The organism is Actinocatenispora thailandica (assembly GCF_016865425.1).
GTDB classification, from domain to species: Bacteria; Actinomycetota; Actinomycetes; order Mycobacteriales; family Micromonosporaceae; genus Actinocatenispora; species Actinocatenispora thailandica.
In genome coordinates, this window is the sequence record NZ_AP023355.1 from 5,140,431 (window position 1) to 5,166,180 (window position 25,750).

A 25,750-nucleotide genomic window follows, 5' to 3' on the forward strand; every position below is an offset into this window, starting at 1 on the left:
ATTCAACCGCCGCCGGCCGTGCGGATTCGCACGGCCGTTGCAGCCGATCGGGCTCCCGGCCACGGGTGTCGTCGTTGCCGTCGAGCACACCGCCGGTGCGCCGTGCCCGGCCCCGGGCCGCGGCGACATCCAACAGCGCCGACCCCGACGCCTGCGCAGTCCAGCCGCGTCGGGATCGCGCTAATGGCGTTTGTTTCGCCGGCGTTTGCGGCGGGAGGCCAGCCAACAGGTCTCGACGGTCGTCAGCACCGTGCGCAGCAGCGTGTCGAGACGGTGGGTGAGGGCGTCGTCGTGGATGGCGTCCCACACGATCAGCAGGGCCAGCGAAGCCACCACCGCCGTCGGCACGGCGAGCTGCGAGATCAGGCTCACGGGTACTCCTTCTGTCATCGGTCCAGATGAGTCCGCCCGGCAGGACGGTTCGACGCTGTTGCGGGCCGTATCCCGCAAGGCTTGGGCTCGCTGGCGGCGCGCGATGCGTCAGCGCTCGTGGTGGGGATGGTCCACGGCCACCGAGAGCAGCTGGCGAGTCAGCGCCTCCCGGACGGCGGCGGACGCCGAGGCGGCGGCGCGGTATGCGGTCAGCTCGTGCTCCACCGCGTCCAGCTGGTCGGCGATACTGCGCTGCGCCTCCATCGAGGGCACCTCGACGGTGAGTTCGCCGAGCCGCCGGGACTGGATCGACCGGACGACGCTGCCCCCGCTGTTGCGTCGCAGCCATTGGGTGACGTCCGGGCGGAGCAGGCACCGCAGCAGGTAGCGAGGATCGACCACGTCTCGGCGCGCCCGGAGGCGGATCAGCCCGGTGTCGAACATCGCGCCGGCGGCGGCCGCGTCGACCAAGGCGATTCCTCCGACGCTGCCCTTGCGCACGCAGACCAGGTCACCGGGTTCCAGTTCGTACCGGGACCGGTCCGGCGTGCTCACCACGGAGATGTCGTCCAGCTCGGCCGCCAGTGCTCCGTCGTCCAGGTGCCGTGGGCGGACCAACCGGATCCGCACCCCGCCGTCCGGTACCTCCTTCAGTCGTCGGCTGGATGGCCCGGGCTGGACCTCGCACAGCTCGTCGAGCCGGACCGACCGACGTCGCCGTACCGGCGTCCTCGCATCGGTCAGCGCGGATACCGGTGCCGGGGAGAGTTCCGCCACCGCATCTCGGGCCCGTTGCAGGTCGGTCACGGCCGCGCCGAGGAATCGTTCCTGATCTGCACCGACGGTGCGCGGATCGGGGTCGAGGGCGACATGGCGACGCGGGTCGACGGAGCAGTCCGCGCGCACGACGTCGTCGGTGTGCACCTCCTGACAGGGCACCTGGGCGGACCGGTAGTCGGCGCCGACACGCCAGCGGCGGTAGCAGCGCGCGATCGCGTCCGGGTCGGCCAACACGGTTCGGCCGTGCACGCGCAGCCCCGCCGAGGTCGCATCGATGAACAGCACCCGCTCGGCGCCGCGCCGGCACAGCACCCACAGCATGGTCAGTGCGCCGGTGTCGGCGAACAGACCTTCCGGCAGCGCGATGACCGCTTCGATCGCGCCCGAATCGAGCATCGCCTGCCGGACGGCCCGGTCGTTCGGATGGCCGGACACCGCGGCGATGTTCGGCATCAACACGAACGCCCGGCCGTCGGGCTCGGCGAGCGACTCCCAGGCGTGCTGCGGCCAGGCGAGGTTGGCGTTGTTGTCCGGCGGCCGGTCGAACGGCCAGGACCGCCCCGGCGCGAACATGCCGAGGGATGCGTTGAACGGCGGGTTGCACACCACCACGTCGAAGCGTTCCCGGGCGCGGTCCAGCGGAGCGCTCGGCGGGACGTCGAGGAGAACGCCGTGCAGGCCGAGCCGCTGCTGCGCCAGCCGTGGGCTGCGGTGTGGAGGTACGCAGCCACGGACCAGGAGGTCACGGCAGGGCAGGCCGGCCACGACCGCGGCCAGCAGTTCGCCCGTCCGGCAGTACGGATCGTAGGCGGCCCTGATGCCGACCGGGGCGAGCTTGGCCACCAGCTCGGCCACGGTCGGCGGCGTGACGGGCTCGCTGCTGCGGCGCTTGTCCCGCAGCTGGAACCGGTCGACGAGCCGGTCGAACACCGGCGCCGCGGTTGCGGCATCGGTGATCTTCCTGCTGGCCAGGATCGTCTTGACGGCGTCCCGAACCTTCGATTCGTCCGCCGCCGGCTGGCCGGCGGCCGGCACCCCGCCGACTCCCATCGCCGCGATCTGGTCCAGCAGCAGTTGCCGGTATCGCGGCTCGCCGATGCGCCGGTACACATGCGCTTGCAACAGGTCGTCCACCACCGCCTCCGGCGTCCCGGTCGCGCCGTCGTGCTCGGTCGCGCCATCGTTCTCGGTCGCGTCGGTGTCTGGACCGGCCGACCGGAACCGCTGGCCATAGGTGCGCCCGGAACGCTCGGTGGGCCGCAGGGCGTTGCTGGGGATGCGCCGGCCGTCCAGCCAGGCGGCCACCTGGTCGGCGGCGAACAGCTCCCGGCCCGCCACGGTCTCGACGGAAGCCGGGAAGTCCGCGTGCCGCCTGCTCCAGTTGCTCACCGCACCCAGGCTGACCCCGGCACGACCGGCGATCGCGGTCTGGCTCACCAGCGCCACGTGCGGATCTGCGGCCTCTCCCTCGGCCGACGTTGCAGTCGATTTGTTAACCTGAGCGAGCAGTACGCCGGCACTCTCGCCCTGCCATGACCTCAAATCGAGACCGCTCAGCGCGCTGATCGGTGCTTTTTCGGCTCGAACCTTCCTCGTCATGGCTCCAACGTAGCCGCCCGTCTACACTGCCGCACTAGCGCACTCGCGTGCGCCAGGATTGTTAACTGCACGGGCTACGGGCGGTCTCGCTGTCCCGTCACGTCAGCGAGCGGGTCACCGTGTCGAGGTCGGCGTCCGTGATTCCGAGGACCGCGAGGGGGCCGGTGCTGGTAGCCTCGCGCACCGCTTGGACGACGTTCCTGTCCACCTCACCGACGGCACACAATCCCGCTGGGACACCGCCGCGCTCGTGCCCGGACGCCGGCATCCTGCTTCTCGCACCCGCGCCCACGGCGGCGACCTCGCCTCGACACGACTCTCACTCAGTTGCGGCCTGGCGGAACCAGTCGAGGGCGGAACTGGCGGCGGCGAGTGCGGTCGGGTCGGACAGTTGTGCCATGTCGAAGGACGGGCGTAGGTCGATCTTGGCTGCGGGGATCTGTACGTCGCCGATGGTGTTGCACACCTGACGGAACTCCTCCCGGAGGGCAGGGTCGTCGAACGGATGCCGCCCTTTCAGATGCTGGAAGACCACCTCGATCCGCCCGCTCACCGGGTACAGCGTGAACGGCCAGATGTGCCCGTCTCGCGTCTGAGTGAACAGGAAACAGCTCGTCTCCTTGCCGGTGCCGAAGCCGAGCCAGCTCGAAGGAGCATCGTCCCAGAACGCCAACAGGTGACGAACGGCGGCGACGGTCTCCGCCCGCTGGTTGTGCTCCAGCAGGCCTTCGAACGAATCCCGGCGGTCATCGGACCGGTCCTCGCCCTGCTCCGACAGGTCGATGTCCAGCTCGCCGGCCAGCTCCGCGGCCGTCATCCGCGCCGCCGGGTCGGCCCGTCCGGACTCGTCGACCTTGACGCCTTCGGACCGCAGCAGTTCCAGCGGGTCGTCGGCACGGTCCGGCTCCAGCCAGCGAAACTGCGGGGACACCGTGCCGTCGGCGCTGAGCACCCGCCAGGGGTTGGGCGCCGCGTTGCTCGCCAGATGCGCCCCCACCGGCACCGGATGGCTGCCGATCAGCTCGGCGAGGTCGCCGTAGCTCGTCCACGACCCGGCCGGGATCGCGGCGAGCGCCTGGTGCAGGGCCTTCCACTTGAGCTGCGAGACCGGCCGGGCGTGTTCTCGTGGCAGCGGTGCGGGCCACAGCGCAAGTGCCCGTTCGGCGAGCCGCTCGGCCCGCGCACGGATCTCGGCCGGGCCCCACCGCTGTTCGGTGGCGATCTCGTGGTTCATCGCCAACCCGCTGTCTCGCAACAGCGAACACTTGTCCGCGAACCGACGGTTGCCGAGCTCGCTGTTGTAGCCGGTGAGCGTGAGGTTGCCGAGGTTGTGTTCCAGCTCGGCGGCGACGTCGTCGACCGACTCGTCCGGGGCGCACCAGCCGGCCAGGTCGGCGCGCCAGCCGGCGCTCAGCGTCTGCGGCAGCACGTGCTCGATCGACAGCGCGGTGTCGTCCCACGCGATCGGCTCCTTGTGGTCGAGGTACTCCTCCAGCCGGCGGAGCACGTAGAAGCGTTGCGCCGGGCGGCCGGACCAATAGAAGTTGTTCTCCCTGATCGAGGCGACGACCTGGTCGTCGTCCGGCCAACGGTGCCGCTCCCGGGACAGATAGGCGCGAGTCTTCTCAACGACCGGCCCCTCGGCGAGTTCGCCGGGCAGCGTGTTGAGGATCCGGTTCAGGTTGTTGGTCGGGACCGCACACAGCATCCGGCGCACCAGGAACGATTCGACGAGCCGCATCACCTCGACGATCTCGTCGCTGCGCACCGTGCCGTGGGCTCGCCGCTCCAGCAGCAGCATCAGCGCCGGGTCGGCGGCGTCGGTGCCCCAGTCGATGAACCGCTGCAGTCCCTGCCGGACGCCCGCCGCGTGTTCCTCGTCCGGGTGCCACAGCAGTCGCATGTACTCGGCCCGCCGGTGCCAGCGCGCCGCGACCTGCACGACCGCATCCTCGCCGCCCGACCGTGCCAGCTCGTCCAACGCCTTCTGGTGTGGTGCGTAGGTGTTGTCCTTGCGTACCCGGACGTTGCCGTCCATCACCAGGTCGTACCAGGCGAGCAGCTCGACCAGGGTGTTGCCCTCGTCCTCGCGGTCCAGCAGCCGTTCCATCGGCTCCCAGTGCCGCCGGTACACCTGTTCATCACGCGTGGGGAGCAGCATGAACAGGTAGTTGCGCAGCAGGTCGGACTGGCCCAACGTCATGCCGGTGTTGTTGAGCGACTCGAAGATCCGGTGCACGTTGTCGTCCCGGTCGGAGGTGATGCAGACCAGCTCCATACGCTGGCTGACCGCCTGCTCCAGCCGTTCGAGGTCGTGCGGGTCGTCCGGGTCGTCGTAGGCCATGACGGCGCGCTGGAAGAACCGGTACGCCTCGCCGACGTTCCCGGCACCCGGTCGACCGTCGAGACACGCGCGGTATCCCTCCCGGTCGACCTGGGTGGGCAGCAGTTTCCACCGCTCGCTGGACAGCCTGCTGTTGAGCAGGTAGGTCCGTTCGATCTCCTCGGCGACCGTCCGGTCTTCGCCGACGATCCGATCGCGTAGCGCGCACAGCAGGATCGACAGGGTGGTGAGTCGCTGCTGCCCGTCCACCACGATCCACACGGTGGTGCCACCGGCGGCCGGGACACCGGGTGCGAGCACGAGCGAACCGAGAAAGTGTTCCGCCTCGTCCTCGTCGGTGATGGCGTTCGCCTGCTCGGTCACCGCCTCCCACAGCGCGGCCCAGTTCTTCTTGCCCCAGCTGTACGGACGCTGATACAGCGGAACCCGGAACTGCGTCTTGGGCGTACTCACCAGCTCGGCGAACGTGGTCTTGCGAACCTGCATGTCGACTCCAGCAACGGTCGGACGGGCGCGACGGAGGTTAGTCGTCGAAGGATCGAGTCGGGATCAGCTCATCGGACAGGCTTGCCGACGACCGTGTGCAGCGCTTGGGCCGGGGTGCCGAGCCAGCCGAGCCAGAGGGCGTCGCGGGCCCGGGTCATGGCGACGAACAGTTGGCGGCGGGTCAGGTCGAGGCGCTCGGCGTAGGTGTCGTCGTCCTCGCTGGGCTGCTTCGCCTCGTGCAGTCCGTCCGGATCGAGCCGGGGCAGGAAGACGTGCTTGAACTCCAGCCCCTTGGCGCGCTGGTAGGTGCCGACCTTCACGTACCGGTTGGGTTCGCCGTTGTACTTGGTCAGGTCCTGCGCGGGCAGCCCGAGGCTCTCGATGCGCTCCCGGTAGCGCCGCACCATGACGTTGGTGGGCAGCAGGACGGCCAGGTCCCCGCTGCCGGTGCCACCGTCGACGGCCGCTTGGATCGCCGCGCACAGCGCCAGGTCGTGGTCGTCCTCGGTGTCGTGGCCGGACAGCACCGGGGCCGCCCCGTGTCGGCTGAGCCGCACCACGCGGCGCCCCGACTCGCGCTGTGTGCCACCGTCGTCGAAGCCGGACTGCTCGGCGACGGCGGCGGCAAGATCGTAGATCTCTCGCGTGTTGCGGTAGTTGTGGGTCAGTACGAACGATCGGCCGCGGATCTGGATGCCCAGCGTGCCCAGGCTGAACCCGCCGGGGTAGACAGACTGCTGCCCGTCGCCGACGACGAGGAAGCTGTCCGGCGCGCCGGTGTCGACCACCTGCGACAGCAGCCGCATCGCGGCCTCGGTCAGGTCCTGCGCTTCGTCGACGATCACGCAGTCGAACGGCTTCTCCGACGACGCGGACGCCACCTCGGCGGCGCGCAGCAGCACGTCGGTGAAGTCGCAGGCGCGCCTGCTGGTCAGTTCCCGCTGGTAGCGCTCGTACAGTCGCCAGAGCGCGGTGCGCTGGTCGGCGCCGAGCGGCGTGCCCCGGCCGGAGCGTTCCAGCTTCAGGTAGTCGTCCAGGCTGGTCAGCGCACGCCCCTTGATCACCCACTCGATTTCCTGCTGCAGGTAGCCGCGGGTCAGGCCGGCGCGCTTCAGCGCGCTCCCGTCGGTGAGCTCGCGTCGGCAGGCCGCGCCCCATGCCCTGCTGATCGCCTCGGTATCGATCTTCAGGCGCACGTCGTTGCGGTACAGGTAGCCGAGTGCCCACCGGTGCACGTTGCTGAATTCGACGCCGTCACATTCGGGCGCGAACCGACCGAACAGCTCCCGGTAGACCTCCGGCAGGTTGCGTACGTAGGTGGTGACCAGCACCCGCTTGCCGGCGGCGGCGAGCCGCCGCGCCCGGTGCAGCGCGACGACGGTCTTGCCGGTGCCGGCGGCGCCGCGCACCCGCGCCGGGCCGGACATCTCCCGCCGCACCAGCGACTCCTGGTTCGGATCGAGGTAGACCATCCAGTCCTCGATCGGCCGGGCCAGCACCCTCGCCAACTCGTCGGCCGGCACGGGAACGAACTCGCGGTGGCTGCGGGTGTCGCGCAGTGCCGCGCCGAGCGTGCCGCCGGCCGGCATCGTGGGGTCGGCGGTGACCTCTTCCCCTACCTCCGTTTCTGCTGCCTCCGTTTCCGCTGCCTCTGCCGTGCCGACCGACGTCGCCCGCCCGTCCGGGTTCGCGTACGTGATCAGGTTCAGTGCCGTCCGCCAGCGGTCCGGGTGCCGGTCGTCGAGGACGATCAGTTCGTCTTCGGTGTCCAGCCTTCGCAGCACGGAGATCTGGTCCGCGTCGAGGCCGAACTCGGTGAGTTCCCGGTCGTTCCAGGCCATGAACAGCCGGCCCTCGCCGCTGCGGCGTTCGCTGTACGGGACGGGTCGTTCCGTGACGGGGTCCTGGTCGTAGACGCGGAGCACGTTCTGGCTGTCGTCGATCTCCAACCGGAGCCGTTCGGCCCGCCGGTAGACCGCCTCGTGCTCCCCGAACAGCAGCAGGATGAGCACGTTGTCGACCCGACGCCAGATCAGCCGGTGCCCGTGGTTTCCGACGTGGGAGGTGAACGTGTCGTCGGCGGCTCGCTTGACCCGGTGGGTTTCCAGTTTGGGGTTGCCGAACGGCTGTCGTGCCAGCTCGACGAGGCTCTCGGACAAGGAGGCGAGCACGTCGGCGCGTCCCCGGTATCGTTCGAGGCAGTCCTGATAGGTGGCCGTGTAGCGGTGGTCGTACATGCTGATCCCCTGATCCGGTCGCGGTCTCGGTCGCGGCACCATCCCCCCGAATGCGTCCGCCCCTCCGAATGTCTCCGCGTCAGTGCGTCCGCTCGGCGCTCCACAGCTCACCGGACTGCTCGACCTGCGCCAGCACGGTCCGGATGGCGTGCGCCTCCGCTTCCGGTGGGTAGCCGTGCTTGGCCAGCAGTCGTTTGACGGTACGGCGCAGCCGGGCCTGCACGTCGGTGCGGCGGGACCAGTCGACACTGAGGTTGCGGCGCACCGAGTCGACCAGGTCGCGGGCGATGTCGGCCAGCGTGCCGTCCGCCATCTGCTCGACCGCCGACGGTGACGAGCAGACCGCGTCGTAGAAGGCCAGCTCAGCCTCCGACAGCGGCGGGTCGAACCGCTCGCCCCGGTCGCGTTCGGCGCGGACGGTCCGGAAGAACTCCACCAGTTCGGCGATGATCTGCGCGGAGGACAGGTTCTCCATCTGGTAACGGCGCATCAGCTCTTCGAGCCGGGCCGCGAACGACTCCTGCCGCACCAGGTTGTGCTGGGTGACGTGTCGCATCTCCCGCTGGATCGCGTTGCGCAGCGCCTCGATCGCCAGGCTCGGATGCGGACTGTCGCGCAGCCGCTCAAGATAGGACTCGTCCAGGTCGGACAGGTCGGGCCGTTCGATGCCGGCCATCCGGTAGATGTCGGTGATGTCGCCGGCCTCGATGACGCCGGCGGTGAGCTGGCTGAGATACAGCGTGATCTCGGTCGGCACCGGCTTGCCGGCGGCTCGCCGCTCCTCGGCGTCCAGCTTGGCCATCAGGACCCGCACCGACTTGAAGAAGGCGATGTCCTCCTTGAAGTCGCGCAGGCTGGCGCTGGTCGAGCACAGCGCCCACAGCCGGTCCAGGTGCCGGGAGGCACGGCGGAACCGTTCGGCCAGGTCCGGCTCGCCCTCCTCGACCTGGTTGCCGGGCGTGGCCGGGTCGCGCAGGAAGTTGACGACCGCGATCGTGGCCCGGCGGTACGCCATCGGCCGGCCGTCGTCGAGGGTCTGCCGCCACGGGCAGCCCTGCAGGATGCCGCCCAGCACGCCGTGCTGGTCGCGCAGGGAGGCAGCGACCGCTTCGACGTCCTGGCCGACCGGCTCCTCCTGCTGGTCGGTGACGGTGTACTCGGCGAGGGCCTTGTGCAGGTTCTCGGTCAGCGGGGCGTAGCCGACGAGCAGCCCGTCCGGCTTGCCGGCGAGCCGCCGGTTGACCCGGGCCAGCGCCTGCATCAGCGCGGCGCCCTTCATCGGCCGGTCCATGTACATGGTGTGCAGCGGCGGTGCGTCGAAACCGGTCAGCAGCATGTCGTTGACGATGACCAGTTCCAGCTCGTCGTCCAGGTCGCGGATGCGCCCCTCGATCGCCTTGTTCTGCGACGGGCGGCGCACGTGCCGCTGGATCGGGTCCGGGTCGGTGGCGTCGCCGCTGTAGATCACCTTGATCCGGCCGTGGTCGACGGCGTCGTCGTGCCAGTCGGGCCGCAACTCGACGATCCGCTCGTACAGCTCGGCGCAGATCCGCCGGGTGGCGCACACGATCATCGCCTTGCCCGGCGCACCGAGGAACCCCTGCATCTGTTCGGAGCGCTGGGTCCAGTGCGTCACGATGTCGACGGCCAGCTCGCGCAGCCGGGACGGCGCACCGTAGACCGCGTTCATCGCCGCGACGGTGCGCTCGACCTTGCGTCGCTCCGCCTCGTCGAGTCCGTCGGTCATCTCGTCGACCTGCTCGTCGATGTCTTCGGCGGTCACGTCGGACGGCAGGTGGACGTCGATCACCCGGCTCTCGTGGTACACCCGGACGGTCGCCTCGTCCCGCACCGCCCGAGTCAGGTCGTAGACGTCGATGACGTCGCCGAACACGGTGCGGGTGTTGCGGTCGGCCTGCGCGATCGGGGTGCCGGTGAACGCGACGAAGCTGGCGTGCGGCAACGCGTCCCGCAGGTGCCGGGCGTAGCCGTCCAGGTCGCCGTAGTGGCTGCGGTGCGCCTCGTCGACGACCACGACGATGTTGTGCCGGTCGTTGAGCAGCGGATGCTGCCGGTTGTCGTCGCGTTCCTTGCGGCTGAGGCCGAACTTCTGCAGCGTGGTGAAGATGATGCCGCCGGTGGCCCGGCCGTTCAGTTCGGCCCGCAGGTCCTCGCGGGTGGCCGGACGCAGCGGCTCGGGCAGCAGGGTGCTCGCCGCGAACGTGTTGTACAGCTGGTCGTCCAGGTCGGTGCGGTCGGTGACGACCAGGATGGTCGGGTTGCCCAGCGCCGGGTCGCGCATCGCCGCGTGGGTGTAGAGCTCCATCTCCATCGACTTGCCGGAGCCCTGGGTGTGCCAGACCACGCCGATCCGGCCGTCCGACCGCACCGCCTGCACGGTGCGCTGCACCGCCCGGCGCACCGCGAAGTACTGGTGCGGCTTGGCGATCCGCTTGATCAGGCCACGCTCACCGGTGCCGAACGTGATGCCGCCGTTCAGCAGCTCCAGGAACCGCAACTGGGTGAACAGCCCGGCCAGCGCCACGAACAGCTGGCAGTTCTCGACCGAGACGTGCCCCGGCTCGGTGCGCACCGGTTCGCCGTTCTCGTCGACGTTCCACGGCGCCCAGTGCTCGAACGGCGTGAACGGGGTGCCGTAGCGGGCGGTCCAGCCGTCCGACACCAGGCACACCGCGTTCGCCGCGAACGCCTGCGGGAACTCCGCCGCGTAGGTGGCCAGTTGCTGCCGGGCACCGTCGAGGGTGGCGTACTGGTCGTCGGCCCGCTTCAGTTCGATCACACCGACCGGCAGGCCGTTGAGATAGATCACCAGGTCCAGCCGGCGGTGGTGCTGCCCGTCCCGCAGCGTCACCTGGTCGGCCACCAGGTAGTCGTTGCGGCTCGGGTCGCGGAAGTCGACCAGCCGCGCGGTCGGGTTCTGCTCCACCCCGCCGTCGTCGGTGTACACCACCGGCACCCCGCCGGTGATCAGCTCGTGCACCCGCCGGTTCTCCGCGATCGCATCCTGCGAGGCCGGGGACAGCACCCGGCCGACCACCTCGTCGATCGCCGCCGCGGGCAGCCGAGGGTTCAGCTCGGCCACCTTCTGCCGCAGCCGCCCCGGGATCGCCAGCTGCTCCCAGCGCTCCCGCTCCCCGGTGCCCGGCTTGATCTGCGTGCCCGGCTGGTACGCCCAGCCCAGCCCGGCCAGTTCGTCGTAGGCGTCCGCTTCCCAGTCCGCCTCGGAATCCCCCGGCATCCCTACACCACCTCCCCGACCTGTCTCTCCGCGTCCTTCACCCGGATCTCCCCCGACATCAACTTCGGCAACAACGCATCCCGCAGCTCCGTCAACGCCAGCGATTCCTGTTCGGCCGTGAGGGCGCGCTGCCATAGCGGCTCAAGCCGTCCGTGCAGGTCGGCCGACAAATCTTCATTCGGCACAAAGACAAGGTCATCCAAATGCTTTCGTTGAATATGCCCCATGGTCGTAGCTTTGTCGGCAGCGATCCCTCGGAACTCCGGCATACGCAGATTGATCAGCTCGTACACGAGCCAATTCGGCATCCCGGAGTGGGGAATCACCTTGAATATATGCTGATTGACGATTGCCGCCGAACGGAACCAGCGCGCGACTCGAAGCGATCCCGACCATGCGAACAATACGTCCCCGGATCGGGCAAGATGCCGATCAGGTACCTCGATGTCGCTATAGACGGTGGACGCGCCCGGACCTGAGTTGAGTTCGGCAATGCGAACGACCACTCGCCCTGTTCCGTTCGCATCCTTCGTAAAGGCACGACCATTGACAAATGACGCCACGCCGGAGAGTGGCCTCTCATCGCACCTCGCACGGTCACGCGAAATCGCCTCTGCAAAAAGGAGACTCCTCAACTCGTCACAGGTAGCGGCGATCCGCTCGTTGACCGCGATCTTGTCGTCCAGCGCCCCCAACACCGATGTTGCGGCTCCAATAACAGCAGGGGGAGGCACAGAAATTGGAATGCGCGCCACGTCTCTAAGGTTCAGCGTGGCTTGGACAGTCGTCGTTTGCCAATTCCTCATGCTTTCCTGAGCCGTCGAGGATCGCAACGAATAGTAGATCCAGCGAGTGAACTCCGGATCCTTGGGACGCAAGACGGCCACAGCACGTGCAACATTCCAGCCTGACAGATCGTTCGCAACGACGGCGGCGTTACCAACCGATCCAACGAGCGATAAGACGATCTCACCGCCTTCGAGGCGTGTTCGACGATATCTATCTTCGACCTCGGCGTCGACACACAGCGGCGCCGACGCATCGACCCGACCATTGGAGATATCACCGACTCTCACGATTGGGACACCACTTGAAACGTGACGCCCTGGCTGGACGATCCCATAGGACGGCGGGATCTTGAGCAGCTCTGACAATTCGACGATGGGCCAGTTCACGTTCAGCCTCATGCCAGGCGCTCCAATCCTTCGCGGACGGCCTGTTCGAGGCGGGCGGATTCGTCGAAGTGGGTGTAGAGGTCCTTGGTGAGGCGGGCGATCTTGTCGGCTGTCGGCTCCGCGTCGGTGTCGTCGACCTCGGCGGTGCCGACGTAGCGGCCGGGGGTGAGGACGTGGTCGTGGGTGCGGATCTCGTCCTGGCTGGCGGAGTAGCAGAAGCCGGGCACGTCCTCGTACGCCGCGGTCGCGGTCTTGGTGCCGCGCCAGGCGTGGTAGGTGCCGGCGATGCGGGCGATCTCGTCGGGCGTGAGCACCCGTTCGGTGCGGTTGGTCATGGTGCCGAGCGAGCGGGCGTCGACGAACAGCACCTCGCCGCGCCGGTCGGTCAGCGCGGCGCCGCCCTGCGGCGTCTTGTCCTTGGTGAAGAACCACAGGCAGGCGGGGATCTGGGTGGTGCGGAACAGCTGCGGCGGCAGCGCCACCATGCAGGCGACCAGGTCGGCCTCGACCAGCGCGGCCCGGATCGCGCCCTCGCCGGACTGCTTGGAGGACATCGACCCGTTGGCGAGCACGATGCCGGCGGTGCCGCGTTCGGCGAGCTTGCCGAGGATGTGCTGGATCCAGGCGAAGTTGGCGTTGCCGGCCGGCGGTACGCCGTAGCGCCAGCGCGGGTCGTCGGTGCTGCGGGCCCAGTCGGACATGTTGAACGGCGGGTTGGCCAGCACGTGGTCGGCCCGCAGGTCGGGGTGCCGGTCCTCGCGGAAGGTGTCGGCCCAGCGGGGGCCGAGGTTGCCGCCGATGCCGTGGATGGCGAGGTTCATCTTGGCCAGCCGCCAGGTGCGTTCGTTGGACTCCTGGCCGTAGACGGCGATCGCGTCGGCCCGGTTGCTGTGCGCCAGCACGAACTTCTCGGCCTGCACGAACATGCCGCCGGAGCCGCAGCACGGGTCGTAGACCCGGCCCTGGTAGGGCTCCAGCACCTCGACCAGGGTCTTGACCACGCTGGCCGGGGTGTAGAACTCGCCGCCGCGCTTGCCTTCGGCGCGGGCGAACTTCTCCAGGAAGTATTCGTACACCTCGCCGAGCACGTCGCGGGCGGGCCGGTCGCCGTGCCCGGTGAACCGGGCGTCGGAGATCAGGTCGACCAGTTCGGCGAGCCGGTGCTGGTCGACGTTGTCCCGGTTGAAGATCTTCGGCAGCACGCCGAGCAGCGCGTCGTTGGCGCCCATGACGGCGTCCATCGCGGCATCGAGCAGCTCACCGACCCGGCCTTCCTTCGCGCGGGAGGCGATGTTGTCCCAGCGGGCCGGCGCCGGCACCCAGAACACGCCCTCGCCGGTGTACTCGTCCACGTCATCGAGGAAGTCGGCGACCCGTTCTTCGGCGATGCCCTCGGCCCGCACCTCCTGGGCGATCTGTTCGCGGCGCTCGGTGAACGCGTCCGACACGTACTTGAGGAACACCAGGCCGAGCACGAAGTCCTTGTACTGCGCGGCGTCCATCGAGCCGCGTAACTTGTCGGCGGCCTTCCACAGCGTTTCGCGCAGGTCGGCCATGGTCGGCACGCCCGGCAGCATCGCCTGGTCGCTCTTCTTGGTTCTGGGCAATGGTTTCTCCTTCAGCGCGGGGCCGTGTCGGCCCCGATGGTGTGGCTGCCGGCCAGCAGTGCGCCGGCCGCCAGATGCGTGAGTTCGTCCAGGGCGGCCAGCTCTTCCCGGGCCTGCCGCCGACGGTCCTGCACGGTGCGCAGCGCGGCGTCGAGGCGCGCGGTCTCGGCGGGCGGCAGCAGCGGCAGCGGGTACTGGTCCAGCCGCAGCGGCTCGTGCACCGCGCCGGCGGGCCGGTCGCCGGAGTGCGCCGCGGACAGCAGCGCCGCCAGGGTCGACGGGGTGAAGCGGTCCTCTTCCGGGGCGATGCGCAGCACCCGGGCCGGAAACTCGACGACGGCGTAGCCGTCGGTGTCGACCAGCACCGCCAGCTCCGGCTTCACGGTGACCACCACGTCGCCGGGCTGCGTGAGGGCGGCATGGTCGTATCGGGCGGCGAAGACGGCCCGGTCGATCCGGCGGTGGCCGGACACCCGGCGGCTGGTCAGTTCCGGCGCGCCGAAGACCGGATGTCCGTCCCGGACGGCGGTGTCCTCGGCGCGAAGCCTGGTGCCCGGCCGTACCAGCACGGCGTGCTGCCTGATCAGCGCGCCGAGCGTGGTGACGGCGGGCCGGTCCGCACTCGGCCGCGGCGCCAGCAGCAGGTGCACGGGCGCCGGCGGCGCGGGCCGGTTCAGTTCGGCTTCCAGCTCGATCGCCTGCGCCTCCGCCGGGGCGTCGGTGAGCCGATGCGGGCGGTGCACCGCGGTCAGTTCGGTGTCGCGGGCCAGCAGCGTGGCGGTGCGTACCGGGACCGCCAGTGCGAAGGCCCGTGCCTGCCGCGGATAGCCGTCGCGACGCCAGGTGACCACGTCGGTGACGATCTCGTCGACGTCGCGCGCGCCGAGCGCCCGGTCGGAGAGGTCGGCGGTGAGCACCTGGTCGGCGTCCCGGTTGTCGCGCTCCCGGCGAAGCACCCACAGGGCGAGCCGGTGCGCCGGCCGGTAGGGCAGGCAGCCGCCGGGCAGCCGGATCACGGCCTCGACGTTGCCGGCTCGCAGCAGGTCGGCGCGCAGCCGCCAGGCCGGCCCGTACGCGGGCAGCGGCTCGGTCAGTGCGGCGGCCGGGCCGAGCAGCACGGCGGTGGCGCCGGTGGGCAGCAGGTCCGCGGTGTCGGCCAGAGCGGTGAGCGCACGCCGAGCCGCCCGAGACTCGCCCGGACGGTACGGCAACCGATGCAGGACCACGTCGGGCGGATCGTCCTCCAACCCGAGCGCGTCGGCGACCGGCCCGGTCGGCCGATCGACGACCGCACGCGGCGGCAGGCCGGCCATCGCGAGGCGACGCCGCAGCAGGCGTGCCGTGGCCCGGTCGGTTTCGGCGGCGCGGATCCGGGTGTCGGCGAGCTCGTCGAGGTCGGCGAGGACCGCCGACACCAGGTCACCGCTGCCGGCGGCCAGGTCGACGAGCCGGACGGTGCCGGTGGCGGCCCGGTCGGCGGCTCCGGAGAGGCCGGCGACCAGGCGGGCGAGTTCGCCGAGCACGTCGTCGCGGGTGGTCGCGTCGGCGGCCAGCCGGTGCCGGCATCGCAGCACGTGGCGGAATGCGCGGCGGACGTCCCAGGCGGCCTCGACCAGCAGTTCGGCGTGTTCGACGAGGAACGCGGCGTCGTCGCCGAGCTCGCCGATCTCGCTGGCGAGCAGCAGGTCGTCGGGGTCGGCGGCGCGGGCTCGGCGGCGCAGTCGAGACAGGCTGCCGGTCGCCGCGCCGGGCCGCAGCGGCCTGCCGTCCAGGTGGCGCAGGCATAGCAGGGCGGTGAGCGCGGCGACGAGGCGTTCGCCGCCGATCCGGTCGGTGTAGCGGGCCAGCCCGTAGAGCGCGAGGTCGGTGTCGAGATCGGGGGCGGTGACCCGGTTGGTGCGGGTGAGCCAGTCGGCCACGTCGCGGGCGACGAACAGCGGAACGTTCGTGTCGGTCGCGACCGGTGGCGGAAAGTCCGGGTACCGTCGGCGCCACGTCGTCACGACCGGGCGCTGCACGTCGGCGAGCTCGGCGATGTCCGGCATGGAGATCAGCAGCGGGTCCATCCGCACGGCCTCCTGTTCCCGACATCGGGCGCCGCCGGCGTCGAAACCGGCAGTTGTCTCTCGCAGGCTATGACCGCATGGTTCCGAAAATCAAATCGGTGACCTGATAACCCTGGTTATCAGGTCGATTAATTGACCCGCTTCGTCGTCGGCCCTCATCGTGGCTCCTGCCGACGCAGTGCCGGCACCGGTCCGACGCCGAGAGTTCCGATCCGGCGCCCGATCGAGTACACGCCCCGTCGATCCGACCGCGATCGATTCGACGTACTCGGGAGATCCCATGCGCAACAAGCTGCTCACCGCGATCCCGCTCGCCCTGCTCGCCGTCACCGCCATCGCCTGCTCCGGCAGCGGCACCGGCACCACGAAGGGCCCCGGCGCCGAGGACGGCACCCCGGCCGCCTCCGGGCAGGGCACGCCCGCGACGAAGCACGGCTCGTCGGAAACGAAGCACCGCAAGTCCGGGCACACCATCGTCTTCAAGGTCACCGGAAACGGGGTGAGCAAGGCCAACGACATCACCTACGGCATCGGCGCCAACCAGTCGCAGGACAACGGTGCGGCGCTGCCGTGGACGAAGAAGTCGCACACCGACGACAGCGTCCTGCTGCTCGGCCTGACCGCCCAGTCCGACGGCACCTCCGGCTCCATCACCTGCAGCATCAGCGTCGACGGCAAGGTGGCCGTCACCAACACCTCGCGCGGCCAGTACGCCGTCGTCACCTGCAACAAGGACATGTGACCGGCGGGCCCGTCGGTGCCGTCGGCGCCGACGGGCCCACGGAGAGGAGGACATCATGTCACCGCACGACCAGACATCGCCCGACGACCAGTCGCCGCAGGACCGACCTACCTACGAACAGTCGATCCCCGAACAGCCGGACCCCGGGTGGCCCGACGACCAGCCGTCCGGCGCCGAGCTGGCGCCGCACCGCCATCCTGCTCGTACGGTCCGGTTGCGCACCCTCGTCGTCGCCTTGGCTGCCGCACTCGCAGTGGTGGTCGTGGGCGTCGCCGTTTCGGTCACCCTCGTGCAGCGGAGCAACCGCCCCGCGGCCGTCGCCAGTGCGCACGCCAGTGCGAGCGCCGCGGTCGACGAACCGACGGAGGAACCCACCGACGAGCCCCGGACCGACGAGGCGACGCCGGACGAGGGGCCGATCGCGATGGATTTCGGCACCGACTACGAGATGACCAGTTCCACCGACGGGTACGACGGCACCGCCACGCTGCGGGTCGCCAAGCCGAAGATCGTCGCGGACGTCGACGGCATCTCCGAACACGGGCAGTACATCGCGTTCTCGGTCAGCTACCACGGCACCAGCGGGCAGCTCGACTACGACGAGTACGACTTCGCGTTGCGCGGTCCGAACGGCGACGGCTACGACCCTGACTTCGCCCTCGACTCCGGCTACCACGAACTCCATTCGGGCACCGTCTATGCCGGCAGCACCGCGCGCGGCTGGGTCATGTTCGACGCACCGAGCTCCGTGCTGCACGGCGGGCAGCTCGAAATCAAGGGCGGCCTGTCCGGCATCATCGGCACCTTCACCCTGGGCGCCGGCCCGTCATGATCGACTGGACGGCCGCCTGCTCGACCTCGACAGACAGGCAGCGAACCTGCGCCCTCGACGGGCCCGGTCCTACCCATGCATTGTCGGCTCGACGCCGGAACGCATTCGATGCTCTGCCGAGGCTCCTGTCGGTCGGGCTCACGCGTGTCGCCGAGACAGCCAGTCGCTGGCCGACCTCGCATCGTGCGAGTCCCTGGGGAACAGGACGTTCAGTGTCTCGTGCCGACGTGGTCGAGGATGCGGTGGCCGATCGCCTCCGCCAACCGCGGCGGCACCGCGTTGCCGATCAGCCGGCCGAGAGGAGCCAGCTGCACCGGCTGGTCCGGCGGCACGAACTCGTAGCTCGGCGGGAAACTCTGCAGGATCGCCGCCTCGCGCAGGCTGATCGGCCGGTCCTGCTCCGGATGGCCGAACCGGCCGGTACCGAAGTTGTAGGCCATCGTGGTGATCGTGGGCGCCGGCTCGTCCCAGACCATGCGCGCGTAGACGTTGCGGAAGGTGGCGCCGCTCTTCTTGGTGTGACAGGGCGAGAGCAGCTTCGGATCGTCCCAGTCGCGCCAGGTGCCTCCCGGCTTCGAGGCCCGTATCCGGGCCAGGTTCGTCGCGCCGAGGGTGCGGCTCTTGTGCAGCCGGTCGTCTGGGTGCTCCTGACCGTGCTCGATCGGAGGCAGTCCACCGATCTCGGTGCGGACCGTCCGGTATTCGCCGGCCGAGAGGCCGCCGGTCGGCACCGTGATCGGACCGATGCGGGACGCCAGCAGCACGCGCCGGCGTCGGTACTGCGGCACCCCGTAGTCCGGGCAATGGCACGAGCGATGGTCGACGAGGTATCCCTTGTCCCGCAACGTGTCCACGAACCGTTGGAAGACGTCGGTGTTGACGATGCGGGGCACGTTCTCCATCGTCACGACGTGCGGCTTGGTCGCGGCGACCAGGCGGCTCATCTGGTCGACGAGCGGCCACTGCCGCTCCGCGGTGGTGTCCGCGCCCCGGCGGTAGGAGGAGAACGGCTGGCAGGGCGCACATCCAGCGAGCACCCGGTACCGCGTGCCCTTCGGCCACATCGCACGGAGCTCACGCGCCGACAGCGTCGTGACATCCCGGCGATGGAAGCTCGCGTGGAGGTTCTGCTCGTACGGATAGCGGCAGCCCTCGTCCAGGTCGACCCCGGCCGCGATGTCGATGCCGGCCTGCGACAGACCGTAGGACAACCCACCGACTCCGCAGAACAGGTCGACGGCGGAGACACGGGGCGGCACGGGCACGAGCAGACTCTAGCCGATCGAGGCCGCCTCGTCGACGGGCAACGGGTGCCGCCTCGCGATGTCGGCAAGCCGACAGCGGCCGTGGGCTCGTGGGGCCGACGATGCGTCGGTCGGAAACAGGAATGTCAGCCCTGTACAGGCTCTGGTATCCGAGAGAAAAGTTGTATTCGGGACGCGGCTCGATGTCGAACTCGTGTTCGAATTCGCCCTTTTGTCGGACCCCGTCCCTACGGTGTGGAGCGATTCGAGGAGGGATCGACGTGACCGCGAACGTTTTCCCTGCACCACACCGTTCCCACCGGCAGGACGAGGTCGGCGAAAGCCGTATCCAGCAGGAATTCTCGGCTCTCGTCCGAAGACAGGCCGGCCGTCCGAGCCGAGCGGCGCTCGACGAGTTCCTGGCCCGGCACGGCCTGACGAGCGACGCCGTCGGGCCGTTGCTGGCCGAGCTGGCCGCCAGCTATGCACCCGCGAATGGCGCAGAGCCGACCGCACCGGCCGCCCCGATCCCGGAACAACGATCCGCCCTGGCGCCCGACTCCGTCCGGGCATCCAGCCAGTCGGTGGCCGACGCCGGCGAGGACCTGGTCGGCGACTGGCTGCGTACCGGGCGACTCACTAACGAACAGGTGGCCACGACCGCCGCCGACCACGAGCTGAGCGGCGGCGAGACGGCCGAGCTGTACGACCTGCTCCGCGACTCGGGTGTGTCGCTCGAACGACCGGACGTCACTGGCGGTCGCCGACCGGTGGACCGGTCGGTGGGCGAACTGCCGGTCGGCGACGCGCTCGGTCGCTATCTGAAGCAGATCGGCCGGTACCGGCTCATCGACGCCGGCCGGGAGGTGGAGCTGTGGTCGGCGATCTCCCAGGGCGCGCAGGCCGACGCCGAGCTGTCGTCGGATCGGCAGGAAACGCTCGACCAGCAGGCCAGGCTGCGGGAGATCTCCGCCGTGGGGCGCCGCGCGCACGAGGAACTGGTCTGCGCGAACCTGCGGTTGGTCGTCTCGATCGCGCGTGGCTACCAGGTTCGTGGGCTCGACCTCGCCGACCTCGTCCAGTTCGGCAACCTGGGCGTGATGCGCGCCGCGGACAAGTTCGACGGCTCCAAGGGCTACAAGTTCTCCACCTACGCCACCTGGTGGATCCGGCAGAGCATCACCCGGGGCCTCGCCGACACGGGGCGCACCATTCGCCTGCCGGTGCACATGGCCGAGCAAGTCGACAAGGTGCGCCGGGCACAGTGGCTGCTGACCGCGCGCTTGGACCGCGAGCCGACGACCGCCGAGATCGCCGAGAAGGCGGGGCTTGAGCCCGGCGCCGTGGACGCGATCCGCGACCTGGATCGGCCGATGGTAAGTCTGGACGCACCGATCGGCACCGACGGCGACTCCCACCTTGCCGACTTCGTCGTCGACCGAGGGGTGATGTCCGACCCCGTCGAGTGGGTGACGGCGTCCGCGCAGGAAAGCGACGTCGATCGGGCGCTGCGAGCGACGCTGTCCGAGCGGGAGTACGAGATCGTTTGCCGACGGTATGGCATCCGGTTCGACGCCGCACAGACTCTCGACGAGATCGGCGCTGCTCTCGGCGTCACCAGGGAACGGATTCGTCAGATAGTGAAGAAAGCATTGGGGAAGTTGCGCGACAGCGACACGATCGCGCCGCTGTATTCGTACCTGTCCGACGGGCCGGCGCCTTCGGAAGTGGCAGAGGGAAGGGGGGAACGTCGGTGACCGAACAGAGCATCGGAGCGGCGTGCGAGCGGTTCGTCGAGTGGCTGGACCACGAGGTGCTGATGGTCGGGCGCGGGGACGACGTCGAACGGCTCGACGTGCGTCCGTCCAGCGTCTTCTGGTTGGGTCGGTTGGCCACCGAGGACGAGGTGCGCCGGGGGCAGGGTGACGAGCGCGCCGAGCGGCTCGACCCGTGTGCGATCGGTGTCCGGCTGCGCCCAGCCGAACCGTCACCATGGTCGCTGCGGGTGACCGTCCGGGCGCAGGCCTGGTTCCAGGCCTCCAAGGACGACCCCGACCCTGACCAGCGCTGGCGCCGGCTGGATCCGGTCGAGGAGACGGTGACGGTGACAGGGCTCGACCACGACGGTGAGTATGGCAGCGAGCAGCTGGCGACCGCCTTCCGTGTGGTCGGGGCCGACGGGTTGACCGCCGAGGTGCGCGTCGAGGTGGAGGACTGGCACCGTACGCCGGAGCTGGTGGTCCAGCTGGTGAACACCAGCCCGGAGAAGATCAAGGGCCTGGACACCCACCTGTTCGAGACCCGACTGACGGTCGAAGGTCTGGCGACGGTGCCGTTCGAGCTGGAGGCGCTGCCGGACAGCTACCGCTACGACCGGCAGGTGCCGGCCTACGGGATCAACGTCGGGGTCGAGCAGCCGGAGCCGGGCGTGTTCGCGACCACGGACACGGTGGTCGCGCAGAGCTGGCGTCCCGACTACTGGAACAGCACCCACAGCCGCCCCGACCTGCGCTTCGCCGCGCTCGCCGACGATCCGCTGCCGCACCTGACGGCCCTGGTGGACGCCGTGGACGAGTACGACCGGCAGCAATGGTCGGCGGAGATCCTGGATACGCGGGCCGAAGCCGAAGACTGGACCGAGCCGATGCGCACGGCTGCCGCCGCCGATGCGGCGAAGGTGTTCGACGAGTTGGACCGGCTGCGGGAGGGGCTCGCCGCGCTGCGGGACGATGCGACGCTGCGGCGGGCATTCTGTCTGATGAACGATGCGATGCGAGTCGCGACCGAGGGGCGTGGCTACGACTCGTGGCGGCCGTTCCAGATCGGCTTCCTGCTCGCGTCGGTGACGTTCCTGACCGCCCCGGAGCGTTCCGCCGACGTGGTGGACGTCGTCTGGTTCGCGACCGGTGGCGGCAAGACCGAGACCTATCTGGGGTTGCTGCTGACGACCGCTTTCCACGACCGGCTCACCGGCAAGACGCACGGCATCACGGCGTGGTCGCGGTTCCCGTTGCGCCTGCTGAGTCTGCAGCAGACGCAGCGATTCGCCGACGCTCTCGCCGGTGCCGAGCGGGTCCGGCAGGACGAGCGGGTCGGCGGCGAGCCGTTCAGCCTCGGCTTCTTCGTCGGGAGCAACAACACTCCGAACAAGATCGTTCCGAACGGTCAGCAGCAGCACGACGGTGACGTGGTGGCCAAGAAGGACGTGGCGGTGCCGTACCAGGTGCTGCTGCGCTGCCCGTTCTGCCGGTCCGAGTCGGTGACGACGAGGTTCGACCGACGCACCTGGACGCTGCAACACCGGTGCGGCAACGCCGACTGCTGGTGGAAGCGGCCGGCGCTGCCGTTCTACGTGGTCGACCAGGAGATGTACCGGTTCCTGCCGACGGTGTTGGTCGGCACGCTCGACAAGGCCGCGACGATCGCCCACCAGCAGGCGATGCGCGGCCTGGTCGGCGCGCCGTACGGTGTCTGCACGATTCCCGGCCACGGCTTCACCTACGCGAAGCGCGGCAAGACTCCGTACGGGTGCCTGGTGCCCGACTGCCAGGGCGGCGCGCCCGACCCGCTTCCGATGCCGGCGGAGCGGTTCGGACCGGCGCTGCGGCTGCAGGACGAGCTGCATCTGCTGCGCGACAGCCTGGGGGCGGTGGACAGCCACTACGAGAGCCTGCTGGACTTCCTGCAGCTCCAGCTGTGTGGATCCAAGCCGAAGATCGTGGGTTCCAGCGCCACGTTGTCCGGCTACGAACGCCAGATCGACGTGTTGTATCGGCGGCAGGCCCGGGTCTTCCCGCAGCCGGGGCCGCGGTCGGGTGAGTCGTTCTGGACCCGGTCGACCGATAAGCCGCTGCGCCGGTACGTGGCGGTCGCGCCGAGGGGCGTGACGCTGGAGCACGTGAACGACCGGACCCTGGACACGCTGCAACGATCGGTGCGCCGGTTGCTGACCGAGCCGGACGAGGTGTGCGCCGCGGCCGGTGTCGATCCACGATTCGCGCGCGAGTTGGTGAGCCTGTACGGCACCGACGTGGTCTACGGCACGGCACTGTACGACGTGACGGCCGCGGCGCGCAGCGCCGAGAGCAACCTGTCCGTGTCCGGCGTCGGTGTGGAGGAATTGACCGGGCAGACCGCGTTCGACGACGTGCGGGGGATCCTGAATCGGCTCCAGCACCCGGAGGACGACTTCGGCGAGCGTGTGCACGTGGTCGCGGCCAGTTCCATGCTGTCGCACGGCGTCGACGTGGACCGGCTCAACACGATGGTGATGCTGGGGTTGCCGCTGAGCACGGCCGAGTTCATCCAGACCACCGCGCGCGTGGGCCGCAGCTTCCCCGGTCTGGTCTACGTCCTGCACAAGATCGCCCGGGAACGCGACGCGCAGACGTTCCGGCATTTCGGGCCGTTCGTGGCGCAGGGCGACCGGTTCGTGGAGCCGATCCCGATCACCCGCCGCAGCCGCCGGGTGCTGGATCTGACCCTGCCGGGTCTGGTCGCCGCCCGCACCGTGATGGTGCAGGAGCCGGCGAGCAAGACCCGGTTGACCATGGTGTCCTGGCTGCGCAGCTACCTGCACGACATCGGGGCCACCGCCGAGTCGGAGGCGGCCGCCATCGCCGAGTTGCTCGGCTTCGATGCCGACGACCCGCTGCATCGCGAGCAGATCGAGTCCTGGTTCGAGGAGTGGTTCGCCAATCTCGACGACCCGGCGTTCGACCGGAAGTTCCCCCGTGACCTGAGCGCGCGCACACCGATGCTGAGCCTGCGTGACGTGGAGTCCAGCGCGCCGGTCTTCGACGACGAGGAGGCATGATGCGCCAGCTCAGCAAGCGCAGCGGCAGCCAGATGATGCGGGCCTTCCTGCCGTACCAGACCGTCGACCTGAATCGACGGATCTACCAGGTGACCGAGTGGAAGGCACCGGAGGTCGTCGAGGTCGACCGGGAGATGGTGCGCCGGCGGCTGCGCGGCGACATCTATCCCTGGACGCTCGCCGACCACGACATGGGCATGGGGCAGGCCCTGCAGCGGGGTGCGCCGGTGGAGGTCGTCCGGGTCGACGACCGCTTCGGGGTGCATGTGACGCGCTTCCCCCGGGTGTGGCTGTGCAACGGCTGCCGACGCATCGGCCGCAACCAGAACGTCCGATGCCGATGCGGTACGAAGGACTGGACGCAACTGCACTATCTGGGAGTGCACGAGTGCGGCCGGGTGGTCGAACCGTGGATCAGACAGTGTCCGGCGCACCAGGACGTCCGGCTGGACAGTCCGAAGAGCGCCAAGGCCGCGGACATCCGTTTCGTCTGCCCGGAGTGTCGCCAACTGGTGCAGCAGGGCCTCGGCTTCAACCGCAAGTGCGAGTGCGGAAACGGCACGATCCGGTGGAACGTGCACAAGGCGCGGATGGTCTACACGCCACGCAGCATGGTGCTGATCAACCCGCCGGATCCCGAGCGGATGGCGGAGCTGAACCGCAACGGCGGCGCCCGCCAGGCACTGATCTGGGTGGTCGAGGGTCTGGCCGTGCCGTCGCCGAACGAGGTGGACGCACCCGAGTCCGCGGAGCACGCCCTGCAGAAGCTGTTGGACATGAAGATTCCGCGGGAGGTGGCCGAGATGGCGGTGGCGGCCCGCCCGGAGGCGCAGGAGCATCCGGCGGACCGGCTTCCGGCGGACCGGCGGGAACTCGCCGTGCAGGGCGCGGTCGACATCGCGATGGCGGTGGCCGAAGGACATCGCCCGGTGTCCGCACTGGCCGCCGAGACGTCGCCCCCGTCGTTGACCGACGCCTACCAGGTGCGTTATCCGCGGGCACTGCAGCGTGCCGGGATCGCGGGGCTCGATCTGGTCGACAAGTTCCCTGTCCTGCAGGCCGCGTACGGGTACACCCGAGGCGAGGACGATCCGGCGCGTTGCACCCTCGTGCCGTTCCGGAACGGCACCAAGTACCGGCTGTACGGCTACCGCAGCGACACCGAGGCGTTCCTGATCCGGCTGGATCCGGCCCGGGTCGCAGACTGGTTGCTGGCGCGCGGCCACAGATTGTCCGGCTGGTCCGCTGGTGACACCGATCCGCAGGCTGCGCGGCTGGCGGTGCTGACCGACGTGGACATCCCGCATCGGCAGGACGCCCCGGCGCCGACCGCCGGCAGTGACCTGTTGAAGCTGGTGCACACGTATGCGCACCGGTTCGTCCGGCAGGCGGCGGTGCTGTGCGGGATCGACCGGGACGCGTTGTCGGAGTACCTGTTGCCGGGGCATCTGGCGTTCTTCGTGTACGCGGCGGCGCGCGGCGATTTCGTCCTGGGCGGCATGCAGGCGGTGTTCGAGTCGAACCTGGACGATCTGCTGACCGAGTTCGTGGACGCCGAGCATCGGTGCCCGCTGGATCCCGGCTGCGCGCGGGGCAGCGGCGCGTGCAGTGCGTGCGTGCATCTGGGCGAGCCGTCCTGCCGATACTTCAACCGGTTCCTGGATCGGCGGGTGCTCTTCGAGCGGGACGGCTACCTGCGGCGATGACGGCGGCCTGGACGCGGTCGGCGGCGTCGCCGATCGGCTCGTGTTCCCACACGTGCAGCACGGTCCATCCCAGCTCGGCCAGCGCGGCGTCCTTCGCCCGGTCGCGCGCGACGTTGCGCGCCAGCTTGTCGGCCCACCAGCCGCGGTTGTTGCGCGGCATGGTGCCGTGTTGCGGGCAGCGATGCCAGAAGCAGCCGTCGACGAAGACCACCACCTTGGCCCGGGTGAACGCGATGTCCGGGCGGCCGGGCAGACCGGCGAGCACCACCCGGTACCGCAGCCCGCGTCGGTGCAGCTCGCGACGGAGCGCCAGCTCCGGCTTGGTGCCGGCGCGCGGTTGCCGGGCGAGCCGGGCGGAGGTGGCGGCGTCGAGTGGGGTTGGCCGATCCATCGTGATCAACCTATCTGCCGATCCCGGACCGCGGGGACCGGACGATATGGTACGCCGAGTGACCGAGCAGGCGTCGAGGGTTGCGACAAGACGG

Annotated in this window: 15 protein-coding genes; 5 read left to right on the forward strand and 10 right to left on the reverse strand. The window is 69.7% G+C overall.

From position 1 onward, the window contains the following. Positions 1-180: 180 nt before the first annotated feature. From Athai_RS22945 to Athai_RS22980, 8 genes are all read right to left on the reverse strand, one after another. Entirely contained in the window at positions 181-372 is a 192-nt protein-coding gene (locus Athai_RS22945; RefSeq protein ID WP_203963402.1) for a hypothetical protein, read from the reverse strand. Positions 373-480: 108 nt separating this feature from the next. Next, positions 481-2,598 carry an N-6 DNA methylase gene (locus Athai_RS22950; RefSeq protein WP_203963403.1) on the reverse strand — a complete coding sequence of 706 codons (2,118 nt, stop codon included), beginning with the start codon at positions 2,596-2,598 and terminating at the stop codon, positions 481-483. Between the two features lie 472 nt (positions 2,599-3,070). Beyond that, on the reverse strand, positions 3,071-5,581 hold the full coding sequence (locus Athai_RS22955; RefSeq protein ID WP_203963404.1) for a GmrSD restriction endonuclease domain-containing protein: 2,511 nt from the start codon (positions 5,579-5,581) through the stop codon (positions 3,071-3,073). Positions 5,582-5,649: 68 nt separating this feature from the next. Beyond that, positions 5,650-7,818 (reverse strand): UvrD-helicase domain-containing protein, encoded by a 2,169-nt coding sequence (locus Athai_RS22960; protein WP_203963405.1) that lies wholly within the window; start codon positions 7,816-7,818, stop codon positions 5,650-5,652. A 79-nt stretch (positions 7,819-7,897) separates the two neighbouring features. Beyond that, the gene (locus Athai_RS22965) at positions 7,898-11,077 is read right to left on the reverse strand and encodes a type I restriction endonuclease subunit R (protein ID WP_203963406.1); all 3,180 of its coding nucleotides are present in this window, start codon (positions 11,075-11,077) and stop codon (positions 7,898-7,900) included. 2 nt (positions 11,078-11,079) lie between these two features. Beyond that, entirely contained in the window at positions 11,080-12,264 is a 1,185-nt protein-coding gene (locus Athai_RS22970; protein WP_203963407.1) for a restriction endonuclease subunit S, read from the reverse strand. Continuing rightward, entirely contained in the window at positions 12,261-13,859 is a 1,599-nt protein-coding gene (locus tag Athai_RS22975; RefSeq protein WP_239157108.1) for a class I SAM-dependent DNA methyltransferase, read from the reverse strand. Before Athai_RS22975 ends, Athai_RS22970 begins: the two co-directional genes overlap by 4 nt. 11 nt (positions 13,860-13,870) lie before the next feature. Next, positions 13,871-15,925 (reverse strand): thioesterase domain-containing protein, encoded by a 2,055-nt coding sequence (locus tag Athai_RS22980; RefSeq protein ID WP_203963408.1) that lies wholly within the window; start codon positions 15,923-15,925, stop codon positions 13,871-13,873. Positions 15,926-16,205: 280 nt separating this feature from the next. Here Athai_RS22980 and Athai_RS22985 point away from each other — a divergent pair, with 280 nt between their 5' ends. Beyond that, the gene (locus Athai_RS22985) at positions 16,206-16,667 is read left to right on the forward strand and encodes an MmpS family transport accessory protein (RefSeq protein WP_203963409.1); all 462 of its coding nucleotides are present in this window, start codon (positions 16,206-16,208) and stop codon (positions 16,665-16,667) included. A gap of 55 nt (positions 16,668-16,722) precedes the next feature. After that, positions 16,723-17,499 carry a DUF4352 domain-containing protein gene (locus Athai_RS22990; protein WP_203963410.1) on the forward strand — a complete coding sequence of 259 codons (777 nt, stop codon included), beginning with the start codon at positions 16,723-16,725 and terminating at the stop codon, positions 17,497-17,499. 209 nt (positions 17,500-17,708) lie between these two features. Here the strand turns inward: Athai_RS22990 and Athai_RS22995 are convergent, their stop codons facing one another. Further along, positions 17,709-18,764 (reverse strand): DNA cytosine methyltransferase, encoded by a 1,056-nt coding sequence (locus tag Athai_RS22995; protein ID WP_239157109.1) that lies wholly within the window; start codon positions 18,762-18,764, stop codon positions 17,709-17,711. Positions 18,765-19,024: 260 nt separating this feature from the next. Between Athai_RS22995 and Athai_RS23000 the strand changes: the two genes are divergently transcribed. From Athai_RS23000 to Athai_RS23010, 3 genes are read left to right on the forward strand one after another with little or no spacing between them, the layout of a single operon-like run. Continuing rightward, positions 19,025-20,500, forward strand: coding sequence for a sigma-70 family RNA polymerase sigma factor (locus tag Athai_RS23000; protein WP_203963411.1), 1,476 nt, complete (start codon positions 19,025-19,027; stop codon positions 20,498-20,500). Then, positions 20,497-23,559 (forward strand): helicase-related protein, encoded by a 3,063-nt coding sequence (locus tag Athai_RS23005; protein WP_239157110.1) that lies wholly within the window; start codon positions 20,497-20,499, stop codon positions 23,557-23,559. The genes Athai_RS23000 and Athai_RS23005 overlap by 4 nt, the downstream gene beginning before the upstream one ends. Then, positions 23,559-25,265 (forward strand): hypothetical protein, encoded by a 1,707-nt coding sequence (locus Athai_RS23010; RefSeq protein ID WP_203963412.1) that lies wholly within the window; start codon positions 23,559-23,561, stop codon positions 25,263-25,265. Before Athai_RS23005 ends, Athai_RS23010 begins: the two co-directional genes overlap by 1 nt. On the opposite strand, the gene Athai_RS23015 is transcribed toward Athai_RS23010, so the two are convergent. Continuing rightward, a complete protein-coding gene (locus Athai_RS23015) occupies positions 25,207-25,656 on the reverse strand; it encodes a very short patch repair endonuclease (RefSeq protein ID WP_203963413.1) in 450 nt (149 codons plus the stop codon). The two genes, Athai_RS23010 and Athai_RS23015, sit on opposite strands and share 59 nt — an antisense overlap. Positions 25,657-25,750 lie beyond the last annotated feature (94 nt).

Bases quoted from the DNA above. Each gene is read 5' to 3' on its own strand.
- Athai_RS22955 (WP_203963404.1), bottom strand. From the start codon at position 5,581: ATGCAGGTTCGCAAGACCACGTTCGCCGAGCTGGTGAGTACGCCCAAG.
- Athai_RS22960 (WP_203963405.1), bottom strand. From the start codon at position 7,818: ATGTACGACCACCGCTACACGGCCACCTATCAGGACTGCCTCGAACGA.
- Athai_RS22965 (WP_203963406.1), bottom strand. From the start codon at position 11,077: ATGCCGGGGGATTCCGAGGCGGACTGGGAAGCGGACGCCTACGACGAA.
- Athai_RS22970 (WP_203963407.1), bottom strand. From the start codon at position 12,264: ATGAGGCTGAACGTGAACTGGCCCATCGTCGAATTGTCAGAGCTGCTC.
- Athai_RS22980 (WP_203963408.1), bottom strand. From the start codon at position 15,925: ATGGACCCGCTGCTGATCTCCATGCCGGACATCGCCGAGCTCGCCGAC.
- Athai_RS22985 (WP_203963409.1), top strand. From the start codon at position 16,206: ATGCGCAACAAGCTGCTCACCGCGATCCCGCTCGCCCTGCTCGCCGTC.
- Athai_RS22990 (WP_203963410.1), top strand. From the start codon at position 16,723: ATGTCACCGCACGACCAGACATCGCCCGACGACCAGTCGCCGCAGGAC.
- Athai_RS23010 (WP_203963412.1), top strand. From the start codon at position 23,559: ATGCGCCAGCTCAGCAAGCGCAGCGGCAGCCAGATGATGCGGGCCTTC.
- Athai_RS23015 (WP_203963413.1), bottom strand. From the start codon at position 25,656: ATGGATCGGCCAACCCCACTCGACGCCGCCACCTCCGCCCGGCTCGCC.